This window comes from Pseudomonas sp. 9.3L, from assembly GCF_058536285.1.
On sequence record NZ_JBZUBK010000001.1, the window covers coordinates 425,175 to 443,629 of the forward strand.

Annotated in this window: 17 protein-coding genes and 1 riboswitch; of the genes, 11 read left to right on the forward strand and 6 right to left on the reverse strand. The window is 60.0% G+C overall.

Going from position 1 to position 18,455, the window contains the following annotated elements; all coding sequences use genetic code 11:
- The first annotated feature begins 14 nt into the window (after positions 1 to 14).
- The 4 genes from AC4LE2_RS01825 (at position 15) to hldE (ending at position 4,099) form a co-directional block, all read left to right on the forward strand.
- Positions 15 to 992 (forward strand): glycosyltransferase family protein, encoded by a 978-nt coding sequence (locus AC4LE2_RS01825; RefSeq protein ID WP_491823769.1) that lies wholly within the window; start codon positions 15 to 17, stop codon positions 990 to 992.
- Positions 993 to 1,018: 26 nt separating this feature from the next.
- A complete protein-coding gene (locus AC4LE2_RS01830; RefSeq protein WP_491828026.1) occupies positions 1,019 to 1,711 on the forward strand; it encodes a hypothetical protein in 693 nt (230 codons plus the stop codon).
- Positions 1,712 to 1,747: 36 nt separating this feature from the next.
- Positions 1,748 to 2,545, forward strand: coding sequence for a hypothetical protein (locus AC4LE2_RS01835; protein WP_491823771.1), 798 nt, complete (start codon positions 1,748 to 1,750; stop codon positions 2,543 to 2,545).
- A gap of 132 nt (positions 2,546 to 2,677) precedes the next feature.
- Entirely contained in the window at positions 2,678 to 4,099 is a 1,422-nt protein-coding gene (gene hldE, locus AC4LE2_RS01840; RefSeq protein WP_491823773.1) for a bifunctional D-glycero-beta-D-manno-heptose-7-phosphate kinase/D-glycero-beta-D-manno-heptose 1-phosphate adenylyltransferase HldE, read from the forward strand.
- 28 nt (positions 4,100 to 4,127) lie between these two features.
- Here hldE and AC4LE2_RS01845 read toward each other — a convergent pair whose 3' ends face one another.
- The 4 genes from AC4LE2_RS01845 to AC4LE2_RS01860 are packed head-to-tail and all read right to left on the reverse strand — an operon-like array spanning position 4,128 to position 7,498.
- Positions 4,128 to 5,102 carry a metal ABC transporter ATPase gene (locus AC4LE2_RS01845; protein ID WP_491823775.1) on the reverse strand — a complete coding sequence of 325 codons (975 nt, stop codon included), beginning with the start codon at positions 5,100 to 5,102 and terminating at the stop codon, positions 4,128 to 4,130.
- Positions 5,103 to 5,132: 30 nt separating this feature from the next.
- Positions 5,133 to 5,945, reverse strand: coding sequence for an aldo/keto reductase (locus AC4LE2_RS01850; protein WP_491823777.1), 813 nt, complete (start codon positions 5,943 to 5,945; stop codon positions 5,133 to 5,135).
- On the reverse strand, positions 5,942 to 7,114 hold the full coding sequence (locus AC4LE2_RS01855) for an NAD(P)/FAD-dependent oxidoreductase (RefSeq protein WP_491823779.1): 1,173 nt from the start codon (positions 7,112 to 7,114) through the stop codon (positions 5,942 to 5,944). Before AC4LE2_RS01855 ends, AC4LE2_RS01850 begins: the two co-directional genes overlap by 4 nt.
- Positions 7,115 to 7,165: 51 nt before the next feature.
- The gene (locus AC4LE2_RS01860; protein ID WP_491823780.1) at positions 7,166 to 7,498 is read right to left on the reverse strand and encodes a DMT family transporter; all 333 of its coding nucleotides are present in this window, start codon (positions 7,496 to 7,498) and stop codon (positions 7,166 to 7,168) included.
- A 154-nt stretch (positions 7,499 to 7,652) separates the two neighbouring features.
- Here AC4LE2_RS01860 and waaA point away from each other — a divergent pair, with 154 nt between their 5' ends.
- A complete protein-coding gene (gene waaA / locus AC4LE2_RS01865) occupies positions 7,653 to 8,948 on the forward strand; it encodes a lipid IV(A) 3-deoxy-D-manno-octulosonic acid transferase (RefSeq protein ID WP_491823782.1) in 1,296 nt (431 codons plus the stop codon).
- 20 nt (positions 8,949 to 8,968) lie between these two features.
- On the opposite strand, the gene AC4LE2_RS01870 is transcribed toward waaA, so the two are convergent.
- A complete protein-coding gene (locus AC4LE2_RS01870; protein ID WP_491823784.1) occupies positions 8,969 to 10,405 on the reverse strand; it encodes a TolC family outer membrane protein in 1,437 nt (478 codons plus the stop codon).
- Between the two features lie 129 nt (positions 10,406 to 10,534).
- Positions 10,535 to 10,641, forward strand: a riboswitch (TPP riboswitch).
- Between the two features lie 126 nt (positions 10,642 to 10,767).
- On the opposite strand from AC4LE2_RS01870, the gene thiC reads away from it, so the two are divergent.
- Positions 10,768 to 12,654, forward strand: a complete 1,887-nt coding sequence (thiC, locus tag AC4LE2_RS01875) for a phosphomethylpyrimidine synthase ThiC (RefSeq protein WP_491823786.1) — start codon at positions 10,768 to 10,770, stop codon at positions 12,652 to 12,654.
- A 59-nt stretch (positions 12,655 to 12,713) separates the two neighbouring features.
- Positions 12,714 to 14,003 carry a putative hydroxymethylpyrimidine transporter CytX gene (cytX, locus tag AC4LE2_RS01880; protein WP_491823788.1) on the forward strand — a complete coding sequence of 430 codons (1,290 nt, stop codon included), beginning with the start codon at positions 12,714 to 12,716 and terminating at the stop codon, positions 14,001 to 14,003.
- On the opposite strand, the gene AC4LE2_RS01885 is transcribed toward cytX, so the two are convergent.
- Positions 13,963 to 14,706 (reverse strand): RsiV family protein, encoded by a 744-nt coding sequence (locus tag AC4LE2_RS01885; protein WP_491823790.1) that lies wholly within the window; start codon positions 14,704 to 14,706, stop codon positions 13,963 to 13,965. The genes cytX and AC4LE2_RS01885 overlap by 41 nt on opposite strands.
- Before the next feature lie 142 nt (positions 14,707 to 14,848).
- Between AC4LE2_RS01885 and AC4LE2_RS01890 the strand changes: the two genes are divergently transcribed.
- From AC4LE2_RS01890 to AC4LE2_RS01905, 4 genes are all read left to right on the forward strand, one after another.
- Positions 14,849 to 15,466, forward strand: coding sequence for an NUDIX domain-containing protein (locus AC4LE2_RS01890; protein ID WP_491823792.1), 618 nt, complete (start codon positions 14,849 to 14,851; stop codon positions 15,464 to 15,466).
- The gene (locus AC4LE2_RS01895) at positions 15,457 to 15,909 is read left to right on the forward strand and encodes a DUF1249 domain-containing protein (RefSeq protein ID WP_491823794.1); all 453 of its coding nucleotides are present in this window, start codon (positions 15,457 to 15,459) and stop codon (positions 15,907 to 15,909) included. The genes AC4LE2_RS01890 and AC4LE2_RS01895 overlap by 10 nt, the downstream gene beginning before the upstream one ends.
- 615 nt (positions 15,910 to 16,524) lie before the next feature.
- The gene (locus tag AC4LE2_RS01900; RefSeq protein ID WP_491823796.1) at positions 16,525 to 17,754 is read left to right on the forward strand and encodes an AAA family ATPase; all 1,230 of its coding nucleotides are present in this window, start codon (positions 16,525 to 16,527) and stop codon (positions 17,752 to 17,754) included.
- On the forward strand, positions 17,747 to 18,439 hold the full coding sequence (locus AC4LE2_RS01905) for a hypothetical protein (protein WP_491823799.1): 693 nt from the start codon (positions 17,747 to 17,749) through the stop codon (positions 18,437 to 18,439). Before AC4LE2_RS01900 ends, AC4LE2_RS01905 begins: the two co-directional genes overlap by 8 nt.
- Positions 18,440 to 18,455 lie beyond the last annotated feature (16 nt).

An 18,455-nucleotide genomic window follows, 5' to 3' on the forward strand; every position in this document is an offset into this window, starting at 1 on the left:
GGTAAAGAACCGACATGAAAGTCATGCTTTTGGTAATGGATGAGCAGCGCGTCATTCTGGACCGCCTGTACCAGATCCTCCAGCAGCATTGCCAGGCCTGCACGGTTCATCGGCTTAACAAACAGCAGCAGATGAACCTGGGTAGCTTCCTGGCCTCTGTCGATTACCAGGCGTTCGACCGTGTCGTACTGTTCTTCCGCGTCAAGCGCATAGCGCGCCAATTAAGCGTGCTCAAGTGCATACCGGGGTTGGTCTTCATCGAACACGACGCTTACCAAAACTACATGGACGGCAGCAAATACAAAGGCATGTATTCGCGCTTGTACCGCCAGTTGCCCTGGTGCCGTGCCTTGGTCTCAGGGGCGGTGATCGCCCGCAAGCTTCAGCAGGAAGGCATCGACGCCGTGTTCGTGTCCAAGGGTTACGACGAGGCCATGCTGCACAACCTCGAACAGCCACGGGACATTCCGGTAGGTTTCCTGGGCAGCCTGAAAAGCACGGAGTATGCCCAGCGTAAAGCGCTGCTTACGGCCTTGGCGGCACGCACCGGTATGTTGGTGACGCGCACCGCTTCAGGGGCCGAGTACCTGCAGATGCTCAACCGTATCGAAATCTTCGTCAGCGCAGATATCGGTATGGGGGAGTTCATGATCAAGAACTTCGAAGCCATGGCCTGCGGGTGCGTGCTGTTAGCCTGGAGCCAGGGCGAAGAGGACCGCTTGCTGGGCTTCGAGGACATGCACAACGTGGTGTTCTACAGCTCCGAAGAAGACGCTATCGCCAAGTTGCAACGGTTGCGCGACGACCCTGCGCTGGCCCAGCGCATTGCCCGCAATGGCCAGGCGTTCGCTGAAAGCCGCTACGCTTTTTCCAAGGTAGGGCAGGACCTGGCCCGCGAGATCGAAGCACCGCTACGGCCCTGCACGCCGCCTTCGGCCTTATTACGGGCGTGGGTAAAGTTGCGGTATGGGATGAAGGTGGCGGGGTTGTGAGCGAGCGCCGCGCTGACCCCATGCCCATGGACCTGACAGCACTGCCAGGTGGTGATCAGGACATCATCGCAGCCTTGCCGCCAGCCCTTGCGGATTGCTTGGCCATGGCGCGCCGGGTGATTCTGATTGCCAATAATCCGGCCATCAGCGCTGCCGATATTGAAGCGCTCAGCCTTACCGAAGATGACCTCGTAGTGTCGTTTAACACGTGCACCAAGTACGAGCTTATCCCTGAAGGCCCCGCAAACCTCTTCGTCCACGGCTTCAATGCCCCGGATCGCTATTTTTTCGGCTTACCTTACCGCCCCGAGCTACAGCGTACGCTGGAGCAGCGCCGACCTCGATGCTTCACCCTGCTCGTGGGATGCGCGACGCCTATGTCCGCCGTACCTGGCGTGATGCTATTACGGGAGCGAATTCCGCTCCCGGCGCTGTGGCACTACCCCATGGCCAGGGCTGACGGTAAACGCTTCGTGGGGCCCTCTACGGGCTTCAATACGCTGGTTGTGCTAGACACCTTGCGCCAGCAACTGGGTTATCGGTATCAGCTACTGGCGTTGGGCTTTGCTAACGGTGCAGGCAAGCTATGGGGCGGTCATGCCTGGCAATACGAGCGCGAATGGTTATCAGAGGCCGATATTCAAACCGTACCGCTGCGCAAGCGCGTTGACAGCGCCCTGGTACGTTGGTGGAAAACACTCACGCGTGATTTTCGCTGATCATTTACCGGCCGTGGCCGACCCTGAGGGAGAGCGGTGTTGAAAGTCGCTGTAGCGTTTTTTGGAATTCCCCGGCACTCGGAGCAATGCTTCCCTTCGATCAACACCAATATTATTGGCGCGCTGCCGGCAGGCTGCGAGGTGAAATGCTTCTATCATTTGTACAAAGTTGCTCATGTCCACAATGAGCGTTCCGGAGAAAGCGGCGCCCTGGCTGAGGACAATTACGCCGTATTTGAGGGGATGACCGGTACGTTGGCGAGCAACGAAGGGGTGTTGGAGCGTTGGGATTTCGAGCGTATCAAAGCGCTTGGCGACACTTGGGAGGATCAGCATGCGTCGCTACGTAACCTGGTTTACCAGCTTAATTCCCTCAGGGCCGTGACGGAGCAGGTGGAGCAGTGGGAACCAGATTTTGTCGTCTTCGCGAGGCCAGACCTGCTCTATCATGACCCCCTGCCGGCTTATCCCTTCACCCAGGCGCACGGGCGCCATGTCTATATTCCGGAGTGGCAGTGGTGGGGTGGGTTGAACGATCGCTTCGCAATCTGTGGGCGCGACATCTATCGGCACTATGGCAAGCGGATCGAGCAGGTGTTCGCGTTTTGCGAAGCTACCGGCCGTAAGCTTCACTCCGAGCGGCTCTTGAAGTTTGTGCTGCAGCAGTCGAAGGCACGCGTTCGCGTTCTGCCTACCCGCGCATCGAGGATCCGGATTGACGGCAGCAGGGTAGAAGAGTCCTTTTCGCCGACCTCGGGAATGGGCAAGCGTGAGAATCGCTTCTTCCAGCCCAAGGCCGAATTCATGACGTGGCTTGAGCGCCGTCGCTCCTGAGACGCACGCGGCGCCTGGGGCCAATGCCTGGGCTTATGCGTCCATTGCCGGCACTATTGGGTACTGCTTCCAGCCCATTCTGCTGCCTGTGTTACTATCGCCGCCTTTGTTAATTGGTAGATGGGTTGGGCCATGAAGTTGTCGATGCCGCGTTTCGATCAAGCACCTGTACTGGTGGTCGGTGATGTGATGCTCGACCGCTATTGGCACGGCGGCACATCGCGGATCTCGCCCGAAGCACCGGTGCCGGTGGTGCGGGTAGACCAGATAGAGGACCGTCCAGGCGGTGCCGCCAACGTGGCGCTGAACATCGCTGCTCTGGGCGCACCGGCGTCGCTCATAGGCGTGATCGGCGAAGATGAGGCGGGCGAAAGCCTGTGCGCCAGCCTTCAGGCTGCCAAGGTAAACGCGCGGTTCCAGCGCATTGCGCATCAGCCAACCATTGTTAAATTGCGCGTGATGAGCCGCCACCAGCAATTGCTGCGTATCGATTTCGAAGAGCCGTTCGCCACCGACGCACAGCAGATGAAGGGCGATGTAGAGGCAATGCTGGCGGGTGTGAAAGTGCTAGTGCTGTCGGACTACGGCAAAGGCGCGCTGCAAGATCATCAGGCCCTGATCGGCGCTGCTCGTGAGCGTAACATTCCGGTACTGGCCGACCCCAAGGGCAAAGATTTCAATCGGTACCGTGGTGCCAGCCTGATTACCCCCAACCTGAGCGAATTCGAAGCCATCGTAGGGCGCTGCCTGGACGAGGCTGACCTTGTAGCCAAGGGCGCTACCCTGATGCGCGAACTGGACTTGGGCGCACTGCTGGTCACCCGTGGAGAGCATGGCATGACCCTCCTACGTGCCGATCATCCGGCGCTGCACCTGCCGGCACGGGCGCGTGAGGTGTTCGATGTGACCGGCGCGGGTGATACCGTGATTTCCACCCTGGCGGCTGCCATCGCGGCTGGGGAGGCCTTGCCTCAGGCTGTGGCCCTGGCCAACCTGGCGGCGGGCATCGTGGTGGGGAAACTGGGTACGGCGGCGATCAGCGCACCTGAGTTGCGCCGGGCTATTTCCCGCGAGCAAGGCTCTGAGCGTGGCGTACTGACCCTCGAACAACTGCTGTTGGCAGTGGACGACGCCCGTGCCCATCAAGAAAAAATCGTTTTCACCAATGGGTGTTTCGATATCCTTCATGCCGGTCACGTGACTTACCTCGAACAAGCTCGAAGCCGGGGCGACAGGCTGATTGTAGCGGTCAATGACGATGCATCCGTGTCCCGGCTCAAGGGGCCGGGCCGGCCGATCAACAGCGTTGACCGCCGTATGGCGGTACTCGCTGGCCTGGGCGCCGTAGACTGGGTAGTGAGCTTCACTGAGGACACCCCAGAGGCCTTGCTGCGTTATCTGAAGCCCGACGTGCTGGTAAAAGGCGGGGACTACGGCGTGGACCAAGTGGTAGGGGCCGACATCGTCAGTGGCTACGGGGGTGAGGTAGAGGTGCTGAGCCTAGTACCCAACAGCTCCACTACTTCAATCGTGGAAAAAATCCGCAACCGTTAAGCCGCTCGGGAACCCGACGGGGACCCGATCACGCCGTGTTGTCGTTACGGCCTTTCCGGGCCAGGCGTAACAGTGCCTTGGCGCGTGTGGTGATGCGGCCGATTCGGCCTTTGGGCTTGAGCGGTGCGCTGATGCCCTGACGTGACAGCCATTCGCGCCAACGTACTCGCTCCTCGCGCACTATCCAGCCCTCCTGTCGCCCAAAGTGTTCGGCCAGGTACAGCCCTCGGGTAGGCGCGGGTATCAGCTTGCCTTTGCGCAAGGTATACAGCTCGGCCAGCGGTGCGCCGTTTTTCAGGGGGATCAAGTACAGGTCGGGATGGCTGCGGCGCAGCCGTGTGACCAACTCGCCTTTCTCCAGGCACTCATCCACGTGGTACAGGCTAAGGTCACGTGCTTCCTTGGGCACTTCCAGGCGCAAGTCGTACACCACTTGCAGCGAGGCCGTGGGCAAATGCACATAGGCGCGGGGCCGTTCGATCAAGGTCAGGCTACCGCTGCTGACCGGCAGGGCTTCACCGGTGTCCGGCCGCAGGATAAAGGAAGCGTTTTCCCGGTAACGCAACGCGCCGCTGTACGTCTCTGGAAGCCAGGTGTCCTTGAAGCGCCCGTTCAACCAGCCTTCGGGTGTTTCGAGCAGGCACTCTTCAGCCACCTCTTGCACGGCGGTGTGCAAGGGAAGGTTCAGCTCATGGGCCGGCACGTACCCGGATACCAGCTTGAGTACTACGTCGCCGCGGTCCACCCGCTGCTGGCGCACCAATACCCAATAGCTGCGCCCTTGCCACACGAGGGTAAGGCGCACGGATACACCCAGGTTCGCCAGCTCCAAGCTGAACCGCTCGGGGTCGGCCACTTCGATAGGCTGGCGTTTTTCAAGCGTTTGGCTGAAGTTGATCGGCATCCCGATGCCCCGATAGGACAGCCCTTCGGGGCTTGCTTCCACGGCCAGGGTCATGGTTTTGAAGTTGCCTGGGTTGCTGCGTCGAAGGGTGCGCGGCATTTGGATTCCCTTATTAAGGCCGCCGTGCCCTTAGCGTGTACGCAAGGCAGCGGCGGCGGTGGCCACGTTATGGGCCAAGTGCACGGGATTGATAGTGCCTACGATTGCAGCGGTCACGCCAGGCTGGGCAAACAGTGCTTCGAAGCTGGCCTTGACGGGGTCTACCCCAGGTGTCAGGCACACATGGCCGCTGGCCAGTGCTTTTTTGATCAATACGCCCTTGCCTGCTGACGCTGCGTATTCAATGACCGGCCGCTCCGCCTGTTCGTTCAGATTGAAGGTAACCATGGCACAGTCGCCATGCTCCAGCGCCTTAAGACCACCTTCCACGGTTTTTCCAGAAAACCCATAGGCGCGCAACTTACCTTCTTCCTTGAGGCGAGCCAGGGTTTCATACACCGCCGTGTGTTCAAGAATATGCAGGTCGTTGCCATCTGAATGCACAAGTACAAGGTCGATGCAGTCGGTTTCCAGGCGGCGCAGGCTACGCTCCACGGAAAAGCGCGTGTGCTGGGCGCTGAAGTCAAAACGTGACTGATTGTGTTCGAATTCCTCACCCACCTTGCTAACGATGACCCACTGGTCCCGTTGGCCGCGCAGCAATGGCCCCAGTCGGGCTTCGCTCTGCCCGTAGGCGGGCGCTGTGTCGATCAGGTTGATACCCAACTGTCGAGCCTGCCGCAGCAGCGCCTCGGCCTGCTGGTCGTCGGGGATGGTGAAGCCATTGGGGTACTTCACCCCCTGGTCGCGGCCCAGCTTTACAGTGCCCAAGCCCAAGGGCGACACCATCAGGCCGGTCTGGCCCAAGGGCCGGTGTAGGCCCTGCAAGGAGGGCAGGCTCATGGCATCGCCTCCCAGGCCGGTTTGCCCAGGGGGGGGCGGGGTAGGGCCGGCAACGGGGCGAAGGCGCCAGGCTGCAACCCGGCGTCGGCCAGGCTGGCGATTACCCGGTCGGCGAAATCCGGCGCCAGCGCAAGCTTGGTAGGCCACCCCACCAGCAGCGGCGGGTCATTGGCCAGGAAGGCGTTGTCTGGGCGTACCAAGCCCGACTGGGCAGGCTCGGCGCGGTCTACCCGCAGGGTGGCCCACTGCACCTGTGACAGGTCCACCCAGGGGAGCAGTTGGCTTACTTCATGGCGGGCGGCGACAATCTGCTCGGCCTCGCTGCGGGCCACACCGGCGGCTTCCGCCAGCTCGCCACCCAGGTACCACACCCATTGACCGTCAGGAGCAGGGTGGCTGGTCACGGTCATGCGAGGCTTGGGGCCGCCGCCCAGGCAGTGAGCGTACAGCGGCTTGAGGGCCGCGCCTTTGGCCATGACCATGTGCAAGGGCCGCCGCTGCATGGCCGGGTGAGGAATGCCGAGCGCAGCGAGCAAGGCTTCGTTGCCCGCCCCGGCGCTGAGCACCACCCGTTGTGCCCGTACCTCACGGCCATCGACGTACAGGCCTGCAACGTGGCCGTTTTCGCGCAGTGGCGCTACGGTTTGCGCGGCCATCAGGCTGCCCTCGGCCAATTCGGCCAAGCGTGCGATCAGGCTCGGTACGTCTACCACCAGCTCGGCCAGGCGATACACCTTGCCCTTGAAGCGAGGGTCTTGCAGCGCCGGGGGAAGTTGATCGCCTTTTACCGCGTCTACCCGCCCGCGCACGGCCTTGCTGGCAAAAAAGCTGGTGAGGTTGCCCGCCAAGGTGCCCGGAGACCACAGGTAATGAGCCTCAGAAAGCAGGTGTACACCGCTTAGATCGAGTTCGCCGGTGCCTGCCAAGGCTTCACGCCAGCGCCGCGGCATGTCCGCAATGGCCTCGGACGCGCCGGTCAGCGCGCCATGCAGGGCGTACTTGGCGCCGCCGTGGATGATGCCTTGGGATTTGAGCGTTTGCCCACCGCCCAGACAACCCTGCTCCACCAGCAGGGTGGACCAGCCTGCGCGGCGCAAGCGCGCATTGAGCCAAAGGCCGGCAACGCCAGCGCCGACAATCAGTACATCAGTGGAGAGAGGGGACGACATGGGCTACCTCAAAACGCAAACAGGCCCGCAGTATACCTGCCTGCCCCGCGATCAGTGGCCGGCGGTACGGGAGAACAGCTGGATCACCACCACACCTGCCACGATCAGCCCCATGCCTAGCACGGCGGGCAGGTCCAGGCGTTGCCCGTAAATAAACAGTGCCGCGATGCTGACCATCACGATGCCCAGCCCCGCCCAGATGGCATAGGCCACGCCCACGGGGATCGTGCGCACCACCAGGGTCAGCAGGAACAGGGCCGTGGTGTAGCCCACTACTACCAGGATCAACGGGATAGGCGTGCTGAAGCCTTTGACGGCTTTCATCGACGCGGTCGCGATCACTTCTGCGCAGATGGCGATTGCAAGGTAGTAGTAGGCGTTCATGCAAAATCCTTGTATTCCCTTCGGTTATCAAAGGGGCATTCGGGGGGCCAGTGTAGGCGACACGGGCAGAAAGCGGTACGTGTTGCAGGTGTCTAGTGGGGCGTCTGCGCAAGCCTCACGCCACACTTGCCCACTTGCGGTACACTCGCGCGCCATGAATAGAACGCTTTATACCGCCTTGTTTCACCTGGGGTTGCCGTTGATCGCGGCACGTCTGTGGCTGCGTGCTCGCAAGGCGCCCGCCTATTCGCAGCGCGTCGGAGAGCGCTTTGCCAAGGGGTTGCCGCCGATGGTGCCCGGTGGTATTTGGGTTCACGCCGTGTCGGTGGGGGAGAGTATCGCCGCCGCGCCCTTGGTTCGCGCCCTGCTGGAGCGCTATCCACAGGTGACCATCACGCTCACTTGCATGACGCCAACCGGGTCGGAGCGCATTCAGGCATTGTTTGCTAATAACCCGCGCGTCCAGCATTGCTACCTGCCGTATGACCTGCCGTGGGCCATGGGGCGCTTTTTGGACCACGTGCGCCCACGCTTGGGCATCGTCATGGAAACCGAGCTGTGGCCCAATCTGGTGAACCAGTGCGCGCAGCGGCGTATTCCCTTGGCCTTGGCCAACGGCCGCCTGTCCGCTCGCTCGGCCAAGGGCTATGCCCGCTTCGCTGGGCTCACCGGCCCGATGCTTGAGCAGATGAGCCTGCTAGCGGTCCAGACCGAAGCTGAAGCCGAGCGCTTCCGAAGCCTGGGCGCACGGCCCGATACGTTAACGGTGACCGGCTCGATCAAGTTCGACCTGGCCCCCGACCCCGACCTGCCAGCGCGCGCCCGGCATTTGCGGCAGCATTGGCAAGCCCTTGACCGCCCCGTGTGGATTGCGGCCAGTACACACCAGGGGGAGGACGAGATCGTACTGGCCGCCCACCAGCAGTTATTGCGCACCCACAGCGATGCTTTGTTGATCCTGGTGCCACGCCACCCCGAACGCTTCGCTGAAGTGGGCACCGCCATTGCCCAGGCAGGCCTGACCCTGGCAAGCCGTGCCACCGGCGCCCCGGTCACCGCCGCGACGCAGGTGGTGCTGGGCGACACCATGGGCGAATTGCTGTTGCTGTATGGGGTTGCCGATATCGCCTTCGTTGGCGGGAGCCTGGTACCCAACGGCGGCCATAACCTGCTTGAGCCTGCCGCGCTGAGCAAGCCTGTGCTCAGCGGCCCTCACCTGTTCAATTTCCAGGAGATTGCCGAGCGGCTGCGGGACGCCCATGCACTGACCGTAGTTGATAACGCCGGTGGCCTTGCTGATAACGTGCGCCACCTGATTGAGCTACCTCAAGAGGCCTGCCGCGTGGGCGCAGCTGGCCTGAGTGTGATGAGAGCTAATCAGGGTGCGCTAGGGCGGCTGCTTGAGGCATTGAGCCGCCTGTATGGAAGAAGCGCTCTACAGCGCGCCTAACGTTTAAAGCCGCGCCCTCATTATTTCTTGGGCGTTAACAACGCCTTGGCCTGGCGCTCCAGGTCCGGGGGGAGGAAGTCCTTATCCGGGTTGTAATCCGGCTTCAGGTATTGCCCAAGGTCTTGCAAGTCCTGAGGGCTGAGCGTACCGGCGGCTTGCTTGAGCCGTAGGTTATCCAGGATGTAGTCATAACGGCTGTTGTTGTAGTCCCGTACCGAGGCATACAACTGCCGCTGAGCATCCAGCACGTCCACGATGTTGCGGGTGCCCACCTGGTAGCCGATTTCAGTCGCCTCAACAGCGCTCTGGTTGGAAATGATCGACTGGTGACGTGCCTGCACCAGCTCCACATCGGTATTGACCGCCCGGTGCAGGTTGCGGGTGTCTTCCACCACTTGCCGGCGCAAGCCTTCACGGCGGTAGCCGCTTTGGCTGAAGCGCTGGTAGGCCTCGCGCACCTGGGAGCTGGTCAGGCCGCCGCTGTAGAGCGGGATGTCCAGGCGCAGGCCAATGGTGCGTCGCTCTACGTCGCCGCCGTAGCTGAGGCCGTTTATGCCGGTTGGGTTGCTCAGCTGGAAATTATCGTTGTCGCCTTTTTCGTACTGGGCAATGGCATCCAGCGTCGGGGCATGCCCGGCCTTGCGTTGGCGCAGGGTTTGCTCGGCAGCTTCCACCGCGAAGTTGCTGGCCAGCAGTTGCAGGTTCTGTTGGGTCGCGGTGTCTACCCAGGCGCGCGCATCGTTGGGCAACGGGGGCAACACTGGCAATGTATGCACCACGCCCTGCAAGGCGTTGTAGTCCCGATTGGTCAGCGTTACCAAGGCTTGAAAGGCGTCGTCCACCTGCCGCTGGGCGGTGCTGCGGTTGGCGCGGGCGGTGTCGTAGCTGGCCTGCGATTGCAAGGTGTCGGTCTTGTCGGTCAAGCCTACGTTGAAGCGCTCGTTGGACTGGTCCAGCTGTCGGCGGAAGGCATTTTCCTCTGCGCGGGCGGTGGCCAGGGCATCCTGGGCGCGCAGCACCGCAAAATAACGCTCGGCGGTTTGCAGGATCAGGTTTTGCTCGGTAGCGGACAGCTCAAGCCCGGCCTGCTCGTCGGCCGCTTGCGCAGCCTTGAGCTGGAACCAGCGGTCGGCGCGGAAAATCGGCTGGCTGAGCGTGGCCCGGTACGAGGTACCGCTGCGCTTGGCGGTAATGGCCGGTTGCTCCAGCGCCTGGCGGGTGTCGTTGACATCAGCACCGGCCGACAGGTTGGGCAACAACCCTGCCCTGGCCTGGGGTATACCCTCCTGGCGAGCGGCAAAATCGGCCCGTGAAGCCGCCAGGTCGGCATTGTTCTCTACCGCTTGCTGGTAAACGCTCATAAGGTCGTTCTGGCTGACCAGGGGCGCAATCGCAGCCTGGGCGCCGCTGGCCAGCAGCCCGGCTGCCACCATGGCCAGCAGTTTGGCGTGAAACATAATCAATCCTTTGTCGTGAATTCTGCCGGCGGTACGGCCGGGTGCTGCCCTGGCATCACGCTGATAAACGGGCAAGGCAGTATTACCTACGGAAGTTGGCGTTACCACAGGATAAGGCTAGACTCCTGCTTGTTCTTGTCGGGGTGCCCCATGTGAGGGGCTGAGATCGGAAATTTCCGGATCCCGTTGAACCTGATCAGGTTGATGCCTGCGTAGGGAACAAGATTTCTCGCTTCCCGGCGAGTCCTCTTTGTGCTCGGTCCGGGATGTGGTGTATGCCGCATGCTCTGTTCCGGCACAGCTGCGTTGTCGTTGTTTTCAGGTTCGCTCCGACGCCCCCTTAGCCTGGCTGGAGAACCTGTATGAGCGAACGACACGCCACCACGCCTCACCTGAGTGAGTCGGCCCAAGTAGACCTGCAATCCGTGCAGCCCTTCCCACGGTCCCGAAAAATCTACGTACAGGGTTCCCGCCCGGACATCCGTGTCCCCATGCGGGAAATCAGCCTGGACGTCACCCCTACGGATTTCGGCGGGGAAATCAACGCGCCCGTGCTGGTGTATGACACTTCCGGCCCCTACACCGACCCTGCCGCCTCCATCGATGTACGCAAGGGCCTGGCCGAGGTGCGCGCCGGGTGGCTCGACGACCGCGGCGACACCGAGCGCTTGCCGGGCTTGAGCTCCTCCTTCGGCCAGCAACGCCTGGCAGACCCTGCCCTGGCCGCACTGCGCTTCGCCCATGTGGGCAGCCCACGTCGGGCCAAAGCAGGCGGTAACGTGACCCAGATGCACTACGCCCGCCAAGGCATCATCACGGCGGAAATGGAGTACGTGGCCCTTCGCGAGAACCTTAAGCTCCAGGACGCCCGTGCTGCGGGCCTGCTCACCGCTCAGCATGCCGGCCATAGCTTTGGCGCGAGCATCCCGAAAGAAATCACTGCCGAATTCGTTCGAGACGAAGTGGCCCGTGGCCGCGCGATTATCCCGGCCAACATCAATCACCCGGAGCTGGAGCCGATGATCATCGGGCGCAACTTCCTGGTGAAGATTAACGGCAACATCGGCAACAGCGCCCTCGGCTCGTCTATCGAAGAAGAGGTGGCCAAGCTCACCTGGGGCATTCGTTGGGGCTCTGACACGGTGATGGATTTGTCCACGGGCAAGCACATTCACGAAACCCGCGAGTGGATCATCCGCAATTCACCCGTGCCCATTGGCACCGTGCCCATCTATCAGGCGCTGGAAAAAGTCGGTGGGGCCGCCGAAGACCTGACCTGGGAGCTGTTCCGGGACACCTTGATCGAGCAAGCCGAGCAGGGGGTGGATTACTTCACTATTCATGCCGGTGTGCTGCTGCGCTACGTGCCGCTGACCGCCCAACGGGTGACAGGCATCGTCAGCCGGGGCGGGTCGATCATGGCCAAGTGGTGTCTGGCGCACCATCAGGAGAACTTCCTATACACGCATTTCGAAGAGATCTGCGACATCATGAAGGCCTACGACGTGAGCTTCTCGCTAGGTGACGGCCTGCGCCCAGGGTCCATCGCCGATGCCAACGACGCGGCGCAGTTCGGCGAGCTGGAAACCCTTGGGGAGCTGACCAAACTTGCCTGGAAGCACGATGTGCAGTGCATGATCGAAGGCCCCGGCCATGTGCCCATGCAGCTCATCAAGGAGAACATGGACAAGCAGCTCGAATGCTGCGACGAGGCGCCGTTCTATACCCTCGGCCCGCTCACCACGGACATTGCTCCAGGCTACGACCACATCACCTCGGGCATCGGCGCGGCAATGATCGGTTGGTTCGGCTGCGCCATGCTGTGCTATGTCACGCCTAAGGAACACTTGGGCCTGCCCAACAAGGATGACGTCAAGACCGGGATCATCACCTACAAGATCGCCGCCCACGCGGCCGACCTTGCCAAGGGCCACCCCGGTGCCCAGTTGCGAGACAACGCGTTGTCCAAGGCGCGGTTTGAATTCCGTTGGGATGACCAGTTCAACCTCGGGCTGGACCCGGACACCGCACGGGCCTTCCACGACCAGACCCTGCCCAAGGAGTCTGCCAAGGTGGCGCATTTCTGCTCTATGTGCGGTCCGAAGTTCTGCTCCATGAAAATCACTCAGGAAGTACGTGAGTACGCCGCCCGGCAGATCCCCAGCGTGGACGTCAGCGCAGAGGAGGGCATGCGCCAGCAGGCTGAGCGTTTCCGGGAGGCTGGCAGCCAGCTGTATCACAAGCTTTGACCCCTACCGGCCCGGTTTGAACGCCGGGTCGCCTGTTCGTCTCATGCGAGTATGCTCAATTGACTCACTATTCACCTGACCTGCCTATCGCCCCCGAGGGGCGCGTATTGGGTACCCGAGACCTGTTCACCCTGTGGTTCTCACTGGGGGTAGGCTTGATGGTGTTGCAAACCGGCGCCCTGCTAGCGCCGGGGCTTGGCCTGGCCCATGGCGTACTGGCCATACTCTTGGGCACTTCTGTTGGCGTGTTGCTACTGGCAACCGTCGCGGTCATTGGCAGCGACACCGGCTTGTCGGCCATGGCGTGCCTCAAGACCAGCCTGGGGCGCTACGGCGTGGCGCTCCCAGCGTTGCTCAACGTGCTTCAGTTGGTAGGCTGGGGAGCGTTCGAGCTGATCGTGATGCGGGACGCCGCCAGCCTATTGGCTGCCGACCGCTGGGGAGAGGCCAGCGCTTGGGCCAATCCGTTGCTGTGGACGCTGCTGTTTGGTGCGTTGGCTACGGCACTGGCCTTCAGCGGCCCGTTGACCTTCGTGCGTAAGGTATTGCGTAAATGGGGTATCTGGCTGCTGCTGGCTGCCTGCACCTGGCTCACCTGGCACCTGTTCGCCTCAGCGGACCTGGCCTTGCTGTGGCAGCGTGCGGGTGACGGCTCAATGACGTTCGCGGCAGGCGTTGACATTGCGATTGCCATGCCACTGTCCTGGCTGCCCTTGATCGCCGATTACTCCCGCTTCGGTCGGGCTTCGGCTCGTGTGTTCAGGGGGACGGGGCTTGGTTTCTGGCTGGGTAACGTGTGGTTGATGTGCCTAGGGGTAGCCTATACGTTGGCGTTCGCGCCAGCGGGGGAAACCAACGCACTGCTGCTGGCGTTGGCCGGCGCCGGGCTTGGCGTGCCCTTGCTGCTGATTCTGCTGGATGAGTCAGAGAATACCTTTGCCGATATCCACTCCGCGGCAGTATCCATCGGGTTGCTGGTGCGCCTGAAAGTAGAACACCTGGCGATACTGGTAGGCGCAACCTGCACGCTGATCGCCGCCCTCGCGCCACTGGCCCAGTACCAGAATTTCCTACTGCTGATCGGGTCGGTTTTCGCGCCGTTGTTTGGCGTGGTATTGGTCGACCATTACCTGCTTCGCCAGCGCCGCGCCATGGCGCCTAGCCAGCGGTGGCATGGCCTCGCCTTGGTGGCGTGGGGCGCCGGTATCGCGGTGTATCAAGGGTTGGCGAGCCAGTGGCCTGACGTGGGTGCCACCCTGCCATCGCTGATCGTGGCAGGGGTGCTACACCTGGCGTTGAGCCGTGCCTTCAACGGCGCGGTCGTAACTCCGGCCGGATCACACCATTGAGCCGTGCGTAGGGGATCTTCAACTCAATGTGGCCCATGGCGTAAGGTGCGATGCTGTACACGTTGTATTTCAGCACCACCGCATCGGACGCCAAGGTGATGTTTTCCGTGCGCTGAAACGGCCAGTTCTTGACGAATTCAACATCCTGGTCCAGTTTCGAAGCTATCAGCCAGCCCTTGTGGGCTTCCTGTGCGGCCAGCCAGAAGGTCGGCTCCTGGCCCGGCATTACCATGTCGGCCAGGCTCAAGGCCTTGTGCTGTTCCCTTGACCAGGTTACGAAACCGCGCCCCGGCATCCCATGAGCGCCGCCGGTGTCCAGGTAGCTCGACAGCTCCACGATCACTAGTCCGTCATGCTGTTCCCTTACCTTGGCTTGCAGGTAGGTGGAATAGTTGGCTTGGGCGCTGCCTAGAAACTGCTCTTGGTAAGACTGCAGGCTAGTGGCTTGTGGCAGGTCCGGGTTGTTTGCGGTCATGGCCAGCAGGCGTTGCTGCACTACGCTGTCCAGGGCGGGTTCATCCGGGAAATGCACCGTGTCCAGGTTCACCAGGGGGCACTCGGCAGTGGTACAGCCGGGTTTGATATGCTCCCAGGCTTCACGCTCGGTTTTCAGCGGTTTGTCGTAATCAGGTTGAAAAAGGCTTTGGCAGGCACCAAGACTCAACGCCAGAAGCGCCATCGCTGAAACTTTCAAGGGTGACATGGAATTCCTTCGAGTATTAAGTCGGGGGTTGGACTATAACCCTTGCGATCGGTTCGTCACCATGAAGGTGGCACGGTAACAGGCACATGGGTTGCAACAGCCACGGCTGTGAGTGACCCTGAGAGGGGAAAAGAGGATTCGTATGACAGACACTAACCAATCAGTGCCCACACAGGTCGAGATCACTCGACGTGAGAATTGCTTTACCGGCTTCTACAAAGTGGACAAGTTGTTTCTGCGCCACGAACTGTTTTCCGGAGGCACCAGCAAGGAGATCAGCCGCGAGCTGTTCGTGCGCCACGACGCCGTGTGCGTGCTGCCTTACGACCCGCAACGCGACGAAGTGGTGCTGATCGAGCAGTTCCGGGTGGGCGCCATGAATAAAGTGGCGAACCCCTGGTTGATCGAAATGGTGGCCGGGCTGATCGATAAGGATGAGTCACCTGAAGAGGTCGCGCACCGCGAAGCGGAGGAAGAAGCGGGGCTCACTTTCAAGGCGCTATGGCCGATAACCAAATACTTCCCTTCCCCCGGCGGTAGTGACGAATACGTTCACCTGTACCTGGGCCGCTGCGAGAGCACGGGTGCCGGTGGGCTGCATGGCCTGGAGGAGGAAGGCGAGGACATTCGCGTGAAGGTCTGGGCATTCGAGGATGCACTGCAGGCCGTGCGTGACGGCAGGATCATCAATGCGGCTGCGCTGATTGCCATTCAATGGCTGGCACTGAACCGCGAGGAAGTCAGGGGGTTGTGGACGTGAATGTGCTGCGCGAACGCTATCGAGTCGACCTGGCCGCATTGCAGGCCGCCTGCGAGGCTAACTATGCACGCCTCATGCGCCTGTTGCCCGGCATGCGTGGCGAGCAGCGTTCGCGCCAGATCGGCATGACCCAAGGTGACCAGATGTTCGGCGTGCTGACCATCGAAGTGACCCAGGCCAGCCCCTACACCACTACGCTGAGCGTCAGCCAGAAGCACAGCCTGCCGTGGCTGCCGGTACCGCGGATGGAGGTGCAGGTGTACCACGACGCACGCATGGCCGAGGTGATCGGCGCCCAGTATGCGCGGCGCTTCCGGGGTATCTACCCCTACCCCAACGCGGCCATGCACCAGCCCGACGAAAAAGCCCAGCTCAACCTGTTCCTGGGGGAGTGGCTCAGCCACTGCCTGGCGTGCGGGCATGAGTATGAGCATGTGCGGTGAGGCCACACGTTGGCCTTTCTAAGGCTGATACCCGGTTCTACGCGGCAGCTCGGTTAGGCGGGGGAAGAAAAAAAGAAGAAGTCGAACTGGCACATCCCTCTCTCTTGCCATCGGTTTGTGCCACCAAATCTAGATAACAGGGCTGCACCCTTAGTATGAAAGGCTAGAAATCCCACCAATGTGTTTCTGCACATCACGACACGTAAATGCCTTGCGCTGATAAATGCGTTGTCTTGGACCGGGGTAAAGGACCGCGTTCCTATAATCCATAGAGCGCTGCATGCCGCTGTGTTAGCATGCCTCTGGAGCGTTTATCGGCTGAGCCCCATCTATTGCATTACATGGAGTGTTGCTATGAGTATTAAGATGGTGGTATTCGTATTTATTGCTATGTTAGGTAGGCGTTCGAGGGGGCGATCCAGGGAGGCATCGCCCAAAACATTCGAAGAGGCCGGCATCTTAATAGAAAAATCAATGAGGTGTCTAAGTGTATAATTTGGTACGGCGCGCAGCCAGGTAATACTTGGGGCGGCTGCGATTAAGCTGAGAATGCAAGGCATTAATACGGATCCATGGGTTGATTTATGGATAAAATCTATAGTAACTTGAAAGGCTATGATTTTAATTGCCTTCTCTTACAATGCAGGGGCCATTGGGATGCTTCGTAAGTTTAGTGTCTACGGTTTCAAATCGGTCCACGAGCAAAGTATTGAGCTGGGCCGTGTAAACTGCTTTATCGGTGCCAATGGCGTTGGGAAGAGCAATATACTAGAAGCGCTGGGTGTGCTTGGCGCTGCAGCCAATGGAGTAGTGGACGACGAAAGTTTGCTTCGTAGAGGCGTTCGAGCAGGCTTGCCACGACTCTACAAGAGCTCGTTCGCCTCAGAGCGAACACCTGCGCACATAGGGATCGGTATAGTTGGTGATGTAGACGAAGTTTACCGCGTTTCTTTACTCAATCCGCTTGATTCGCCTGAGCCTGCCTGGACCTACAAAACTGAGGTTTTATCAGACGGGACTGACGAGATTCTGTCCGATGGGGTACGGAACAAAAAAAATCTCAATCCGCAGTCGGGTCTGGCTGCCCTTAGATTGGTGGAGCTAAGTCCAGACAATATGGCCGCAAAACTAATGCAGGTTTTGCAAGAGTATGCGATCTACTGCCCAAATACGCCGTCTCTTCGCGGAACAGTTCCCGACGTCCAAACACGCCGTCCTGTAGGGCTGAGTGGTGGTCAGCTAGCAGAAAGCTTTGAGGCGTTGCGCAAGCATCTGGAAAATCAGGGTGATGATGGTGAGGAGATACTGGAACAGGTATTGGAACTGATCGACTGGGTGGCCGATGTTCAAGCAACTAGCCATGGAGCCTCTCTGGTGTCCAGCCAGGTACCGAGAACTAAGCTAATGCTGAAGTTTACCGACAGGTTCATGAATAAGTCTCGCAATGAATTGACAGCATATGACGCCAGTGAAGGTGCGCTGTATGTTTTGTTTTGTGCGGCTTTGTGTCTTTTGCCACAGTCGCCGAGAATTTTAGCGATCGACAATCTAGATCAAGCGCTGAATCCACGTTTGTTATCAAAATTGACAATGCAACTTAGTAGTTGGCTCACACATAACGATCCGGACCGTCAGTTGCTTTTCACGGCACATAACCCAGCGGTGCTTGATGGGCTGGACCTCACTGATCCAGAAATTCGGTTATTTGCGGTAGAGCGTAATAGTAATGGCCTTACCGTCGTAAGGCGTATTGAGCTTTCTAAAAGTCTTGCGAAAATGCATGAGCACTATCCGTTGTCCAGGTTATGGATGATGGGGCATCTGGGGGCGGTGCCGAATGTCTGATTTGCATATTGCTCTAGTTTCGGAAGGTGAGACCGATCTGGTCATAATTGAGGCTGCCCTCAGAGCTATTGTTGAGAGGCCCTTCATATTGACTCAGCTTCAGCCAGAAGCAACCACCCCCAAGATGGGAATGGGGTGGAGCGGTGTTTTAAAATGGTGCGCCGCATCTGGTGAAAGGCATCCAGCTTGCCTGGATATTGACCCGACACTGGAGCAGTTTGATCTTCTAATCATCCATTTAGATGTTGATGTTTCGAGCGAGGTATACGCAAATGCAGGAGCAGCGATAGAAAAAATGGCATTAGATAGGAACTGGGGCGCTTTGCCTTGCTCACACTCATGTCCGCCTATTACCAGCAGCGCTCTAGAATTAACTAATAGGTTGGATGGTTGGCTGCACCCAGCGAGTAGAGGAAGAAAAACAGTACTATGCTTGCCTGCCCAGGCGTCGGGGACTTGGTTGGCCGCTGCCTCACTTTGTGCAGAGCATCCATTATTGGTCGGAGCAGAATGCAATATTAATGTGGAATCGCATTTATCTCGTTTACCACTGAAACAGCGCATCCGTAAAAAGGTTCGTGAATACCGTCAGCACGCGAACAAAGTGACGAGTAATTGGCAACCAATCAAAGTAATTTGCTCTCAAGCTGGGTGTTTCGAGTCTGCCGTTCTGGCTGCAATCTAGGTCAGGCTAATGGAAT